Annotated in this window: 14 protein-coding genes; 1 reads left to right on the forward strand and 13 read right to left on the reverse strand. The window is 56.7% G+C overall.

Annotated elements, in window-relative coordinates; translation table 11 throughout:
• Positions 1-93 precede the first annotated feature (93 nt).
• The 5 genes from GJV18_RS12110 to GJV18_RS12130 all read right to left on the reverse strand — a co-directional run bounded on the left by GJV18_RS12110 (position 94) and on the right by GJV18_RS12130 (position 4273).
• Positions 94-588 (reverse strand): cupredoxin domain-containing protein, encoded by a 495-nt coding sequence (locus tag GJV18_RS12110; protein ID WP_160345745.1) that lies wholly within the window; start codon positions 586-588, stop codon positions 94-96.
• Between the two features lie 19 nt (positions 589-607).
• A complete protein-coding gene (locus tag GJV18_RS12115; RefSeq protein WP_160345747.1) occupies positions 608-2020 on the reverse strand; it encodes a multicopper oxidase family protein in 1413 nt (470 codons plus the stop codon).
• A 16-nt stretch (positions 2021-2036) separates the two neighbouring features.
• Positions 2037-3461, reverse strand: a complete 1425-nt coding sequence (locus GJV18_RS12120; RefSeq protein ID WP_233280092.1) for a TolC family protein — start codon at positions 3459-3461, stop codon at positions 2037-2039.
• A complete protein-coding gene (locus tag GJV18_RS12125; protein WP_233280093.1) occupies positions 3448-3792 on the reverse strand; it encodes a hypothetical protein in 345 nt (114 codons plus the stop codon). Before GJV18_RS12125 ends, GJV18_RS12120 begins: the two co-directional genes overlap by 14 nt.
• An 82-nt stretch (positions 3793-3874) precedes the next feature.
• On the reverse strand, positions 3875-4273 hold the full coding sequence (locus GJV18_RS12130) for a hypothetical protein (protein WP_160345749.1): 399 nt from the start codon (positions 4271-4273) through the stop codon (positions 3875-3877).
• 151 nt (positions 4274-4424) lie between these two features.
• Here GJV18_RS12130 and GJV18_RS12135 point away from each other — a divergent pair, with 151 nt between their 5' ends.
• On the forward strand, positions 4425-4826 hold the full coding sequence (locus GJV18_RS12135; RefSeq protein WP_160345751.1) for a hypothetical protein: 402 nt from the start codon (positions 4425-4427) through the stop codon (positions 4824-4826).
• Positions 4827-5185: 359 nt separating this feature from the next.
• Here the strand turns inward: GJV18_RS12135 and GJV18_RS12140 are convergent, their stop codons facing one another.
• From GJV18_RS12140 to GJV18_RS12175, 8 genes are all read right to left on the reverse strand, one after another.
• The gene (locus GJV18_RS12140; RefSeq protein ID WP_160345753.1) at positions 5186-5509 is read right to left on the reverse strand and encodes a ComEA family DNA-binding protein; all 324 of its coding nucleotides are present in this window, start codon (positions 5507-5509) and stop codon (positions 5186-5188) included.
• Positions 5510-5746: 237 nt separating this feature from the next.
• Positions 5747-7738: a polysaccharide biosynthesis protein gene (locus GJV18_RS12145; RefSeq protein WP_160345755.1), complete on the reverse strand. Its 1992-nt coding sequence runs from the start codon at positions 7736-7738 to the stop codon at positions 5747-5749.
• Positions 7739-7825: 87 nt separating this feature from the next.
• Positions 7826-8377: a sugar transferase gene (locus GJV18_RS12150; RefSeq protein WP_160345757.1), complete on the reverse strand. Its 552-nt coding sequence runs from the start codon at positions 8375-8377 to the stop codon at positions 7826-7828.
• Between the two features lie 62 nt (positions 8378-8439).
• Complete coding sequence (locus GJV18_RS12155) at positions 8440-9399, reverse strand: NAD-dependent epimerase/dehydratase family protein (RefSeq protein ID WP_160345759.1); 960 nt, start codon at positions 9397-9399, stop codon at positions 8440-8442.
• Between the two features lie 32 nt (positions 9400-9431).
• Positions 9432-10439 carry an NAD-dependent epimerase gene (locus tag GJV18_RS12160; protein ID WP_160345760.1) on the reverse strand — a complete coding sequence of 336 codons (1008 nt, stop codon included), beginning with the start codon at positions 10437-10439 and terminating at the stop codon, positions 9432-9434.
• Positions 10440-10455: 16 nt separating this feature from the next.
• The gene (locus tag GJV18_RS12165; protein WP_160346109.1) at positions 10456-11799 is read right to left on the reverse strand and encodes a UDP-glucose dehydrogenase family protein; all 1344 of its coding nucleotides are present in this window, start codon (positions 11797-11799) and stop codon (positions 10456-10458) included.
• A gap of 150 nt (positions 11800-11949) precedes the next feature.
• Positions 11950-13056: a glycosyltransferase gene (locus GJV18_RS12170; protein ID WP_160345762.1), complete on the reverse strand. Its 1107-nt coding sequence runs from the start codon at positions 13054-13056 to the stop codon at positions 11950-11952.
• Positions 13053-14960 (reverse strand): acyltransferase family protein, encoded by a 1908-nt coding sequence (locus tag GJV18_RS12175; RefSeq protein WP_160345764.1) that lies wholly within the window; start codon positions 14958-14960, stop codon positions 13053-13055. Before GJV18_RS12175 ends, GJV18_RS12170 begins: the two co-directional genes overlap by 4 nt.
• Positions 14961-15071 lie beyond the last annotated feature (111 nt).

A 15071-nucleotide genomic window follows, 5' to 3' on the forward strand; every position in this document is an offset into this window, starting at 1 on the left:
CCAAACAACGCAGGCCTGTCCGGGCTACGCCGCACATGCCATGCCGTAGCCCTGATAAGCCCAGGCGCAATCAGGGCTGCCAATGCGCCGCACTTAATCGGCGAGCACCCGCACCTTGCCGCGCATACCGGCCTGGTAGTGGCCGGCGATCAGGCAGGCAAAATCAAAATCGCCGGCACGGTTAAAGGTCCAGATAATCTCGCCACGCTGTCCCGGTGCGACATGCGCCATATACGGCTCGTCATGCTCCATATCCGGAAATCGCGCCATCAGTTCGGCATGTTGCTCAAGCTCCTGCTGAGTGCCCAGGACAAACTCGTGCATCACCTGACCGTCGTTGTGGTGCACCAGGCGCAGGGTTTCCCCCAGGCGCACTTCGAGCAGATCCGGCTCGAAGCGCATCTGGTCGTTCATGCGGATTTCCACGCTACGCGTGACCTGCACGGCCTCGCCGGCAATGCCCCAGGCCACCTGCTCCTTGAGTACCGACCTGACCGCCCCATCAGCCTCACCGTGGGCCAGTGCTGGGGTTACATAAACCGGCCCCGCCAGGGCCAGCACCCATGCAACATGGATAAATCTGTTCATAGCATTCTCCTGATCCCACTCAATGACCGGCATGGCCGCTGGGTTTGCGCACCTGTACTTCCACCGTCTCGCCAACAGCCTCTTGGCGCGGCATGGACTGCCCCCCAGCCTGGTTGCTGCGCGCAGGCTCGCCCAGTGCGCCCGTCCATTCCCGCGCCACGGTGCCCGGCGGATGCTTGAACCAGCCCGGGTCGCGGAAGTCGCCGGCCGGTTGACCCTTGCGCACCTTGAGCACGGTGAACATGCCACCCATCTCCACCGAACCGAAGGGGCCGTCGCCGGTCATCATCGGTACGGTGTTGTCCGGCAGCGGCATCTGCATCTCGGCCATATCGGCCATGCCGCGCTCGCCCATGACCATGTAATCGGGGATCAGCTTGGTGATGCGCCGAGTCATGTCGCGGTGGTCCACCCCCACCAGGGTCGGCACATCGTGGCCCATGGCGTTCATGGTGTGATGGCTCTTGTGACAATGCAGGGCCCAGTCGCCCTCCTCGTCGGCGATAAACTCCAGCTGACGCATCTGCCCCACCGCCACATCGGCAGTCACCTCCGGCCAGCGCGAGCCCACCGGGGTCGGCCCGCCATCGGTGCCGGTCACCTCGAATTCGTGGCCATGCACATGGATCGGGTGGTTGGTCATGGTCAGATTGCCCACGCGCAGGCGCACCCGGTCGTTGTGCCGCACCACCAGCGGATCGATCCCCGGGAAGACCCGGCTATTGAAGGTCCACAGGTTGAAGTCGAGCATCTGCATGATCTTCGGCGTGTAGGCGCCGGGCTCGATGTCGTAGGCGCTGAGCAGGAAGCAGAAGTCGCGGTCCACCTCGTTGATCAGCGGATGGTGTTCCTTGGGGTGGGTGACCCAGAAGCCCATCATGCCCATGGCCATCTGCACCATCTCGTCGGCATGTGGGTGATACATAAAGGTTCCGGGGCGGCGGGCCACGAACTCGTAGACGAAGGTCTTGCCGACTGGAATGGCCGGCTGATTCAACCCTGCCACACCGTCCATACCATTGGGCAGACGCTGGCCGTGCCAGTGGATGCTGGTGTGCTCGGGCAGTTTGTTGGTGACGAAAATGCGCACCCGGTCGCCCTCCACCACCTCGATGGTCGGCCCCGGCGACTGGCCGTTGTAGCCCCACAGGTGGGCCTTGTAGCCCGGTGCCAGCTCGCGCACCACAGGCTCTGCCACCAGATGGAACTCCTTGACCCCATTATTCATGCGCCACGGTAAGGTCCAGCCGTTCAGGGTGACCACCGGGTTATAGGGCCGCCCGCTGCTCGGCTGCAGCGGCGGCTGGGTATCAGCGCTGGCCTGCAGCACCGGCTCGGGCAGGGCCGCCATAGCCACCCGGCTGACCGCCGAAGTGGCCACCGCCGCGCCAATGGCGCTGGCACCGAGAAAGAAATCGCGTCGTGAAACCATGCTCAAAACTCCTCGATCAATGCCCGGCGGGGGCTTCGCTGGCGGCAGCTGGGGCCGCGCTGGGGGTGATATCGGCGCTGCCCAGCAGGGCCATCTGCAGATCGGCTTCGGCCAACCAGAAGTCGCGCTGGGCCTGCAGGTAACCCTGCACGGCCTGGATTTGCCGGCGCGCATCGGCCAACAGGTCGAAGGTGCTGATAAACATGCCGTTGTACTGCAGCAGCTGCTCCTCGGCGATGCGCGCGCGCAGGGGCAGCAACTCATCGCGGTAATGCCGGGCAATATCGTGGGCGGCGCGGTAGCCCAGGTAGGCTTCACGCACCTGAGAACGGGCATTGATCGCCGTCTCGGCGGCGCGATTGAGCGCCTGACGATACTGCGCCTCGGCCCGCGCCACCTTGGCCCCACTCCAGTCGAACAGCGGCAGCTCGACGCTGATCTCATAGCCACGCTGGGTCGGCTCTTCGTTGGAGCGGTTATTGGCCACGCCCAGCTCCAGCACCTTGATAAAGCGCGTGGTACGGCTCAGGCCCAGGTTGCGCGCCAGACGTTCGGCATCCAGGCGCACGGCCTGGATATCCAGACGTTGGCTCATGGCCAGACGCTCCACGGCCTCCTGTGCTTCGGCGGCCTTGGGCAATTCGGGCAGGCGTTCGGGCAGCTGGAAGGCGACCTGCTCACCCCACAGCCCCAGCAAACGAGCCAACTGCTCACGGCTTTGCACCCGCGCCCGTTCGGCATGGATCAGACCCAGCGCCGCTTCGGCATAGAAATTCTGCTCCTGGGCCTGTTGCAGCTTGCTGTAGTTACCCACCGCCGCCAACCGCCGCGCCAGTTCAGCACCGATCTCGGCCGCTTCCTGCACCTGCTGTGCGTAGAGCAAGCCCTCCTCGGCCGCCACAGCGTTGTACCAGGCCTTGCGCGTGGCACTGGCCAACTCCAACATGGCCAGGCTGGTCTGGCGCTGCAACTGCTCGAAACGCTGCGCCTCCATCCCCGCCACCATGGGCATGGCGATCAGCCGCACCAGGTTGAAATGCAGCCCGCGCTCGTACTCGACCTCGCTGCCCTTCACCATGCGGCCGAAGGAGAAACCGGGGTTGGGCAGACGCCCAGCCTGCACCCGCTCGGCCTCACCAATGCCCAGCTCGTCAAAGCGCGCCTGCAGGCCGCGGTTGTTCAGAAGCGCCACCTGCACGGCGGCCTCCACATCCAGCGGCGCGGCCAGCAACTCAGCGACACGCTGGGTGATCGTGTCCTGCCCAGCCTTATCCCGGGCCCAGACCACCTCTTTATCCAGATGCTGCTGGCTGACCTGCTGCACCGCCGCAAAACCGCCGTCATCGCTAAAACGGGCACAACCGGCCAGCAGCACTAGCCCGGCGCCCAGGCCGAGCAACCGTAAATAACCGTGCATACGCCGCTCCTTAATGATGGCCATGGTGTTGGTGCTCCATAGGCGTCATATCCGGCTCGACCGGTGTCGTGGGCTGGGTGGCCTGAGGCTCTGCTGCGGGCGGCTCGCTATAAGGTTCCTGGGCATAGGTGCGCCAGCCACCGATTCGGCCAACCAGCTCATTGGCCTCACGCCAATCTGCAAGCGGTTGCTCGCGCCAGCTCTGGTAACGCGCCAAGGGGGATTGATAGGTCAACGATGATGCAGACGCATCGGCATCCAGGGGATCGGGCTCATTGGCCCAGGCGCCAGCAGGCAGCGCCAACAGCCCCAGCACGACGCAGATGCGCCGCAGGGCAACGGGTATAGGCAACATGGTCATTTCTCGCAGCAAACGCCCTCGGCATATACCGAGCAGGCGCAGGTCAGTAAGGCGCGATTAATTCAGCGCATTGGACTCAGGCGAGAAAGATACGTGGGGGGCGTTCCGGCGTTTCGGCAACAAAAGCGACAAAACGAGTCAGGCGTGGCAACCCTGGCTCACTGCTCTGCAGTGGTGGCTGGCTGGGCACCGCACTGCTCAAGGCCACCGCGCCCACACAAAAGGCGCAAAGGCTGCACAGGCTGGTATCCGCCACACTGGCAGGCAGGGCATTACCACCAGAGTGGTGACGACCATGGCTGCCGAGTGCGTACTGATCATGCATCAGCGCGCCGGGGTGGTGAGCCGCCATCAGTTGACTGCTGGGCTGATCCTGAGCCGTCACCGCGCAGAGTTGCATGCCAAGCGCAGCCATGGCCTGAATCGGCAAGGCCACCATCAATATACAGATCAGGGCAGTTCGCAGTTTGCGCATGGCAACAGGCAAGCTCGAAAGAACAATGAACGGGATTATCCACCGATTGCCGCTATTGTCCATGCCTGGATGCCCTGGGCTCATCTGCCCACCCCTCGCGCGCACTCAGAACATGGGCAAAGCACCCTGGCTATGGCTATGATCGAGACTTATGAACAGCCCATTGCCGATCCGCAACCCCTGCCCCCCCGGTGTCTGCGACTGCAGCCTGGAGCAACTGCCACAGATCGCAGGCAGCGACCTGCGCATCCTGATGCTCAACCGCAAGGAAGAAAAACGCCTGCTCGATCGCCTGGAAACTATCCAAAGCCTGGATGACCTGAAACACATGCAACAGCGCATGCAGCAACAACTGGGCATTCAGGTATCAGTCGCCCCAGGGGCAAACGAAGTACGCAGCATGCGCGGTATTGATATTCAGGTTATGGAACAGCCAGGCCTGTGCCGCAAAACCCGCCAGTCCATCCGCACCGCCATCCGTCGCAGCCTGGAAAGGCGCCCCGAAATTGCCTACGACCTGCTTAACGCCCACGACCTGTTTCGCGATCTTTAAGGCAGCCTGGCAAGACCATTTGCCAAACACCTACACACAAAAATCATGCACCCACCCTGTGTTGCATCGTCCCGAACCGCTAGCGCCCAATGCGTAGGATGGGTTGAGCCTGAGATACCCATCAGGGGTTGCAGCGGCCCACCGATATAAGCGCGGCACAGCATGGGTATCGCTTCGCTCAACCCATCCTACGGTCTCCCTTGCAGAGGGGAGACCAGGCGCTAAGGTGGCTCTGGATTTGCGCCCTCGCGGGAAAACGACCATTTCGGCTCCCCCCAGCGCTGCCCATCCCCAAAACATCCACAAACAAAAAGGCCGGTTAATCAACCGGCCTTCTTTGAGCGAAGAACCCAGCAAAGTCAGTGAACGCTCAACTTATCGCGGTTCTTCTCTAGCGTGGCTGCACCAATGCCTTTCACCTCAAGCAGTTCGTCCACCGAAGCAAAGGGGCCGTGCTCCTCACGGTAAGCCACAATAGCTTCAGCCTTGACCTTGCCCACGCCATTCAACTCACGCTGCAGCGTAGCCGCGTCAGCATTGTTGATATTCACAGTAGTTACGCTGGCGACCTGAACGGTCTTGGCGTCGCTGGCAGGTTTGTTGGGTACTTCCGCAGCCGATACAGCAAGGGATACGGAAGCTAACAGGGCGAACAGCAGAGAAGAGAGTTTTGCATTCAGCATAATCAAAGTCCTTTTCAAAGTTTTTGTCGTATTGCTTGCGCGGGACTTCCTGCTCCGCGCATGAAAAAAACTAGACGCTGAAATTGATCTGTCAAATCGCCTCGGCAAAACTGCCAAACGCGGTGGATACTTTGTGACGCGATCACCGCCTGAACCGCACTTAAAGCCTTTAGGGAGTGTTATGCAACTAATCTTGGCCACGCAACCTGATGCGCACAGCGCCTCTTAAATGCAGCCTCAGGGCTCGATACGCCGCTGCATATGAATCCAGTCAACAATCTCACCCTCTGGGGCGTAGCCACTGACGGCCTCGCGCAGCAGCTGGCGAACCCGCTCATAGTCATCACGCTGTACTGCCGCCAGCAACTCATCCAGAAGCTTTTTCAACGCATTCCAGGACAAGTGCTCCTCATCAGCACGCATAATCATCGAATGCTCGGTCGGGCTGACATTATCGCCAATCAGCAACTCCTCATAGAGTTTCTCCCCTGGCCGCAGCCCGGTGAACTCAATACTGATATCACCTTGTGGGTTCTGCTCCGAACGCACACTCAGGCCACTCAGATGAATCATTTTCTCGGCCAGATGGGCAATCTTCACCGGTTCGCCCATATCCAGCACGAAGACATCCCCACCCTCGCCCATAGCACCAGCCTGAATCACCAACTGCGCGGCTTCAGGGATAGTCATAAAATAGCGCGTGATATTCGGGTGCGTTACGGTAACAGGCCCCCCCCGGCGGATCTGCTCATGAAACAGCGGAATAACCGACCCTGAAGAACCCAGCACATTACCGAAACGGACCATCGTAAAACGGGTCTTGTTGACCTGATGCACAGGCTGGTCATCATGCAATAGGTGCGGCGCGACCTCACGGCTGAGCGCCTGTAATACCAGCTCAGCCAAGCGCTTGGTACTACCCATCACGTTCGTGGGGCGTACCGCCTTATCAGTGGAAATCAGCACAAAATGCTCTACCCCGGCCTTGATCGCGGCCTGGGCGGTGTAAAGCGAACCCAGCACGTTGTTCAACACACCTTCGGCGATATTGTGCTCAACCATCGGCACATGTTTATAGGCCGCCGCGTGATAGACGGTATTCACATGCCAGGTGCGCATCACATCCAATAACCTGTCAGCGTTGCGAATAGACCCTAGAATAGGCACCAAACGTACCGGCAAGGACTCACGCCTGATACGAGCCTCAAGCTCGCTGTGGATGCTGTATAGATTGAACTCGCTGTGCTCGAACAGAAGAAGCGCTGTTGGCTTGTTGGCCAGAATCTGCCTGCACAGTTCAGAACCAATGGACCCGCCGGCCCCGGTAACCATGACCACTTGAGCGCGAATGCAGCGCTCAAAAAGAGCTTGCCTGGGAGGAACGGGGTCACGCCCGAGCAGATCAGCGATGTCCACTTCCTGAACATCTTCGACTTTGACCCGGCCACTGGCCAAATCCATAAAACCGGGAATACTGCGCACATGCAGCGGATATGGCTCCAATGCCTCGAGAATCTGCCGGCGCCTGCCGCGCGACGTCGAGGGCATGGCCAACAGAATTTCGTCAGCATCAGTCTCCTCAAGCATCTGTGGGATATGTTTAGCCGTATAAACTCTCAACCCAGCTATAGTGCGATTGGCAATGCCGGGATCATCATCAATAAACGCCACAGGCCGCATGGCCCTGCCAAGACGCAAGGCAGCTACCAGTTGATTCCCAGCCGCTCCTGCACCATAGATTGCGACTCTGGGCAAAGCGACACGCTCATCATGCAAAACCTTGTTATCGGGCTCAAACCATCCCCCCATAAAGTACTGACGCATAGCTAGGCGTAAACCGCCCAGCATCAATAAGCTAAGCCACCAATAATTGAAAACCATAGAGCGTGGCACCAAAGCTGTAGGTCCTCGATACCAGTAAACAGCAAGGGCCAAGACCAAGGCAGACAAGGTAACTGCTTTAGCAATCGAAATCAGTGCATCAGACCCAACATATCGCATAACCGCACGATACATACCGAAATAAATGAAGATAGGCAGGGCAATAACCGGCGTGATCAGAAACAACCAAGCATGTCCGGCGAATGGTTCGGCAGCCCAAAAATCGCCGAGTCTTATAGCGAATGAAAACCATAGTGCGAGCCAGATTAACCCGGTATCGACAAGTAGCTGAAGCAAACGCTTCGTACGCCTTGGAAGCGCCAACAACATGCGTTTAAGTTCTTTCATTTCATTACAACCATCAGTTGCAACCTTGCAAACTGAGAATGAAATGGCACGCGAGCTGTCACAATTGAGCGAAGGAAATACAGTGGATCAATTCTTGACACGATCCCCCCTCCCTTTCCCAAGAACTGTCTGCACCAACAGCTTGAAGTAAAGCACGAGCGACATCGAGGAAATCATTTGAGCATCAGTTTCTGCCAGCAGTTGTGGTGTCGACATATCAATATGACTAATTTGAGCAACCCCAGTAATTCCGGGTCGGACAGCATAAACCCCGCGCGAATCTCTTTCGGCAATAAGGTCGTGCTGACTGAATAGGTTTGGTCGAGGTCCAACTAGGCTCATCTCACCCTTGAGCACATTCCATAGCTGTGGTAACTCATCCAGTTTGGATCGACGCAAAAAACCACCCATTCGCGTTATGGAAGCAGTTGACGCCAGATGACTGGCTACAGACTCGGTATTCAGAGCCATCGTCCGAAATTTAACCAAGGTGAATGGGCGTTTATGGCGTCCGACACGTTCCTGAAGAAACAACGGCGAACCGGTATCTAGAAGCCCCAAGAAATAGACCACCATCAATATCGGAAAGCCCAAAACTAAGCCAATAAATGAAAATAAAATGTCAAGAAAACGAATCATCAACTATTCACACTGGAATTCATCATTTACAAAAATAGGTCGCATCCACAACCCGTTATTGCTCAACTGCCTCTGAAATAGCCACGACCACTGTCCAGCAGTGCATCATGTGCTCGACAGGGCGGCTTCCAGCCGAGTTTAAGCCGCGCCTTCGAACTATCTATCTGCAACGAGTCGCACAGTTGAGTGTAGAGAGCCTGCTTCCCAATAATTCGCGCCCCGATAGAAAGCAGAGCCGTCGGCAACGGTAATAATCGAGCTTTTCGACCCATCCCCTCTGCCAGAAAGCGAATCAACTGCGGTGTAGAAACATCGTCGCCGTCAGCCACTAAAAACAACTCTCTGGCCGCAGCAGGATGATATAAACATACCTCAAGAAGACTCAAAAGATTACTCAAAGCGAGCATGCTTCGTTTGTTTTGCAGACTGGCCAACGGTAAAGGCACGCTATGGTTTACCAACGCTAACAAACGAGAAAAATTTCCAGGTGCATGAGCTGCATAAACTAAAGGGAGCCTTATGATCACTAACTCCATCAGCTGATCATGCAATAAGTCTCGTAAAGCCTGCTCAGCCTCAAATTTGGACTGTGCATAAGGCGTGTGGGGAGCGGGTAAATCTGTCTCTTTGAATGGTACCTCTGCACTTCCACCATTTACACCAATGGAGCTTAAAAAGACAAAACGCCTAACCCCCATTTCCAGTGCTTGCTTGGCCAATGCCAGACTCCCTTCTACATTAACTCTACGCAGCTCCTGTAGAGGATTGGCAAGCGACTCATTCAGAACATGCGCACGGCCTGCGCAGTGGATCACTCGGTCACAGCCTTCCAACGCTTCACGCCAGTCCGTATTTGGCCCAAGATCAGCCACTCGAACACAGCCTGCTGGTACAACCGGTTGACGAGTAACTCCACGCACGTCAATTCCGCGCTCCGGCAAGTACTGCATCAGTGCCGAACCAATAAAACCATTGGCCCCTGTAACCAGACAGCGCTGGCGCCCCTCACGCGGATATGGCATTTGCGCCTCCCTAAACCAAGAGATCACCGACCTTAGAACTGATAAAAAGACCGATACCAGTCAATGAATTGCTGAATACCCTGTTCAACCGACATCTTCGGCGTATAGCCCGTATCACGCACTAAATCAGCCACATCGGCATAGGTATGTTCCACATCGCCGGGTTGCAACGGCAGCAACTCCTTGATCGTGGTCTTTCCGAGAGCTTTCTCAATTAACTCGATATAGGTCAACAATTCCACTGGTTCACTGTTGCCAATGTTATAGACCCGCCAAGGTGCTTTGCTGCTGGCGGGATCTGGCTCGGCACCTGACCACTGCACATTAGGCAAGGCAACGCGATCCAAACAATGCACCACCCCTTCAACGATATCGTCGATATAGGTGAAGTCGCGGCGGTGCTTACCATAGTTGAAAACCTTGAGCGGCTTACCTTCGAGGATTGCCCGGGCAAAAAGGAATGGCGACATGTCCGGACGCCCCCAGGGACCGTACACGGTAAAGAACCGCAGTCCGGTAGTCGGCAGGCCATACAGGTGGCTATAGGCGTGAGCCATCAGCTCGTTGGCCTTCTTGGTCGCGGCGTAGAGCGATACAGGGTGGTCGACATTGTCATGCACACTGAAGGGCATGCTCTCGTTAGCCCCATAAACCGAGCTGGAGGAGGCATACACCAGATGCTCGACCGCCATCTGCCGACAGCCTTCAAGCACATTGAGAAAGCCAACCAGATTGCTGTCGGCATAGGCGTGAGGGTTTTCCAGGGAATAACGCACCCCAGCCTGAGCTGCCAGGTGCACCACCCGATTGAAACCCTGTTGTACAAAGAGCTTACCCATCGCCTCGCGGTCAGCAATATCCATACGAATAAAGCTAAATGCTGGGTAAGGCGCCAACTCAGCTAGCCGCGCATGCTTGAGTTCCACTTCGTAGTAGTCGTTGAGGTTATCAATACCCACAACCTCATCACCACGCTCAAGCAGATAACGACACACATGGAAGCCGATAAAACCTGCAGCGCCCGTCACCAGAACTTTCATAATTTCTATCCTGCTTTCAGAGTACGGGGCGCAGCGAGTCGGCACGGCCAATGGCGTAATACATCAGCCCTGCAGCCTTGACTGCCTGAGGGTCGAATAGATTACGCCCGTCAACCACAACGGGGCTGTTCAACTGGGCCTTGAGCCAGGAGAAATCGACAGTACGGAATTGCTTCCATTCCGTGCAGATAACCAGTGCGTCCGCGCCTTGCAGGGCTTCTTCACGACTACCCAGCAGGCGCAAGTCGTCACGCTCACCATAGATACGCGCCGTTTCCTTCATTGCCTCAGGATCGAAAGCCTGCACCTTGGCGCCACTGGCCCACAGTGCCTCCATCAACTCGCGGCTAGGCGCCTCACGCATATCGTCCGTATTAGGCTTGAAGGCCAAGCCCCACAGGGCGATGGTCTTGCCGGCCAACTGACCATCGAAAGCAGCATGCAGCTTGTTGAACAGTACGGTTTTCTGCCGGTCATTGACCGCCTCCACGGCATTCAACAACTCGGCCTCATAGCCGATCTGCTGTGCAGTACGTGCCAGCGCCTGGACATCCTTGGGAAAACAGGAACCGCCGTAACCGCACCCTGGATAAATAAAGTGAAAGCCGATGCGCGGGTCGGAACCTATGCCCAGGCGTACATGTTCAATATCAGCGCCCAGGCGCTCGGCCAACTGCGCCATCTCGTTCATAAAGCTGATTTTCGTCGCCAGCATGGCGTTGGCAGCATATTTGGTCAGTTCGGCAGAGCGCACATCCATGAAAATCAACTTGTCATGGTTACGGCTATAAGGTGCGTAACACTCGCGCATGCGCGTACACACGGCTTCACTGTCAGTGCCTACAACGATACGGGCGCCCTTTGTAAAGTCCTCAATCGCCGCACCCTCCTTGAGGAACTCCGGGTTGGAGCACACATCAAACGGCAAACTCAGGCCACGCTGCTCCAACACCTGAGTGATGGTGGCCTTGACCTTGTCAGCTGTCCCCACAGGCACTGTCGACTTGTCCACTACCACCTTGTAACCCGTCATATGGGTCGCAATGGTGGTCGCCACGGCCAACACATACTTAAGATCGGCAGAGCCATCCTCATCCGGTGGCGTTCCCACCGCAATAAACTGCACCTCACCGAACGCCACGCCCTGGGCGGCATCGGTGGTAAATCGCAAACGCCCTTCGGCGTGATTGCGCAGCACCATGGTATCCAGGCCGGGCTCGTAAATCGGTAAGATGCCCTGTTTAAGCCCCTCGATCTTGGCCTGATCGACATCCACACACATGACCTGATGACCAACATCGGCCAGGCAAGCCCCGGTGACCAGTCCAACATAACCAGTGCCGAAGACAGTGATATTCATAGAGGCTTCATCCCAACTGAAAAATGCTGCAAAGATACCACAGCAGACCACTGGGGAGCGTGCCCGGCAAGGTGGCTAGGCGTGCACAGTACCAGCGCTGCCCCAACAGTGAACGTAGGAACCATGACCCATAGCAGGCTAAACGCACCCCTAAGCCAGTAATTCCCTATAGAGGTATTGATAGTGCTTAGACATGCGGGCAGCACTGAATCCTGCCTTGATAATCTCCACGGCTGCAGCACGCTCAGCCTCATAACGGGTATCGCACAGGGCCCGCAGACATTGAGCCAACGCTTCGACATCAGCGACCTTGAACAACAGATGAGCCAATGGCGTCTTGCCAATGATTTCGCCATGTTCGGCAATATCACTCAACAGACACGGCAAGCCGCAGGCAAGCGCTTCCAGTACGGAGTTGGGCAGCCCCTCAGCCAGGGAGGTGGAAATGAAGTAATCGCTAGATTGCAAGAAAGCCTGAACATTACCAACATGGCCAAGAAACCGTACCTGCTTACAGCCCTCATACCGGGCCTGTAGGCTCTCACGCAACACACCATCGCCGAGCATCAGTAACAGATCATCTTCACGAGCAGCAGCAAGAAAACCCTCGACAAGGGTCTGCGGATCCTTACGCTGATCGAGAAGCCCTGCCGACATGAACACCCTCACCTGGGCAGGCAACCCAAGAGTTTCCCGCATGCGCGCCTTGTCCGCCAAAGTCAAAACACGATAGCGGTCCATATCGACACCATTCTGCACCACCCGCGCATGCGGCAATCGCACACCGACCATGGCTTTGATGGCATTGGAAACCAATGCAACTGCCGATACCTGGCGCAGATGATGCAAATGCCATCGCGCCATGAGCTGCCCCTGAAGAAACCCGAAAGACATCACGTAGTCTTTGAACGGATAATTACGTAGGGTCGCTACCTGAGGAATATGCCCAGCAAACAAACGCACACACATGCTGTCGGCACGAAGCCCCTGGGTATGCAACAGATCCGGCGCAATTGAAGCAACACGCTTGCGCAGCACCACTGCGCCCTTTAACAGCCCCTCCGCGCGCCCCAGCCCTAACGTCTGGACATCAACACCCAGGGCAACAAAATCCTCCCAACGTGAATCATGCCCCTCAGGCGAAAGGGTCAACACCACCGGGGTGAACTGCTGACGATCAAGGTTTTTCACGATGCCAAACAGCTGATTGGTTGGCCCGCAACGCTCAAGCGTCGACACCACATAGAGAATGATCAAGGCGCATCTCCAGCAGCCGTGATGGATTGCAAAAACATCGGAGTCAACAGTTTCGAACCTCGCTCACTCAGATGACCACCGTCAAAGTAGATAGGCAGCCCATCCCTCACTGGCAGGCAGCGCCCCTGCGGGCAGAGGTGCGGCAATGGATCGAGCACTTGAACCGCACAACGTTCAGCGTCACCAAACTGCGCAAAGGCAAAGGCCTGTTTCTGGCGATACTCAGCCGGGGACTGCACCAGAGGCTCTAAAAGTTCGCTCAGTGATTGCCCACGCATCAACCCACGGGCTAGATAGTCAGGCACTTCCACGGCATAAACAGGCACGGGCGCCATGACATGTACACGCTTTCCAGCTTCGCTCAATCTGCACATAAGTCCTGAGAAGTCAGCATGCCCCTGGGCATACTTCTCCGCCGACCAGCGTGCAACGAGATAGACATCGGTAATTGCAACGTTGCCTGCAATACGATCAAACGCTCCCTGGTTGTACTCCAGGCACTCGGCCAGGTCCCGCTCATCATCCAATTCGACCAAACTCATCGACAAGGTGGGTCCACAGCCGGAACGCCCGTAGTAGATAGCACTCTGCCCGGCCTGCTCGACAGCCTCGGCAAACCCGGTAAAGGTCGCATCGGAATGCGAATCCCCCCAAAACACCAAGGCTGGCTCCTGTGTAGAGACGCCAAGACGGCACTCTGGATACTCCAGACGCTTACCTGGCCGGAAGCACTCTTCGCGCCGAGGATTCTTACTCTCCGCCTCTTCGGCGATCACCACGATCTGCGTCGGCAGGCGCATCGGCAGCCCTTCGCTCAGATACACCAAAGCCCCAGCTAGGCCAATCATCCCTGCACAGACCAGCACGCCCCCGTCGCGCCCAAAGCGCACCCGCCCCCCAGGCGTCCGCCGCCCCCCGTTCCGCACCCACTCCTCAACAAAATAAAAGGACAACCAAGCCAGAAACAATGAAATGACGAATAACCAGAGCGGCGCCAGCCCTCCTAATTCAAATCCAAAGTGCGCAGCGGCGATCAGCACTGGCCAATGCCAGAGATACAGTGAATAGGAGGTTTTACCGAGAAATTGCATAACCCGGTTATCCAGCACTAGTGATGACGCAGCCGAGCCGATCACTAAAGCCGCTCCCAGGGTCGGGAGCAAGGGCCAGAAAGACGGATAGACCAAGGCCTCCGAATACAATCCACTGGAAAGTAAAATCAGTACAAGCCCTAGATACAGGAAAGACGGACGCTGCAGCCACTGTAAACGAAGCGCATAGACATACAGCAAAGCACCCAGAAGAAACTCCCAGGCCCGGGCTGGCAGTAGATAAAAGGCAGCTGTTTCATAGCGCACCGGCGCCAAACCACACAAGGCAAGAGAGCTGAGAAAACCGAACCACAGCAAAGGCTTGAGGTAATGCCCCTGACACCAGCGCAATGCCAGTACCAATACCAGCGGAATAACAAGATAGAACTGCCATTCAACAGAAAGCGACCAAGTATGCAGCAACCATTTATCCAGAGCGCCCTCATCGAAATAGCCCGACTCACGCCAGTAGACAATATTGGAGACCACCCCAATAGAGGCAAGCGCATGCTGCCCAAGCGTCTTGTACTCTGTAGGCAGCAGAACAAAACCTGCGAAAACCAGAACCACCGCCAACATCGCGATTAAAGCAGGAAAAATCCTCCGCACCCGCGCCATATAAAAGTCATAGAAGGAAAAACTGCCCTGCTCGCAGCGGCTACAGATGATCTGCGCCATCAAATAGCCGGAAATCACAAAAAAAACGTCCACTCCCACAAAGCCACCAGTGAACCCTGGTACGGCAAAATGAAAGAACACCACAACCAAGACGGCTACAGCACGCAACCCATTAATATCAGAGCGAAACTTCATAAATACTCGCTATTGTAAAAAATATACTGGGAACTTCGTAGCACACAAAATTAGCCATCAAGAAATGCTAAAGCCCCCTCGCAGAACAAGGCTCAAGACCCACGACACCAC

This window comes from Pseudomonas xionganensis (assembly GCF_009763245.1).
In the GTDB taxonomy this organism is placed as follows: Bacteria; Pseudomonadota; Gammaproteobacteria; order Pseudomonadales; family Pseudomonadaceae; genus Aquipseudomonas; species Aquipseudomonas xionganensis.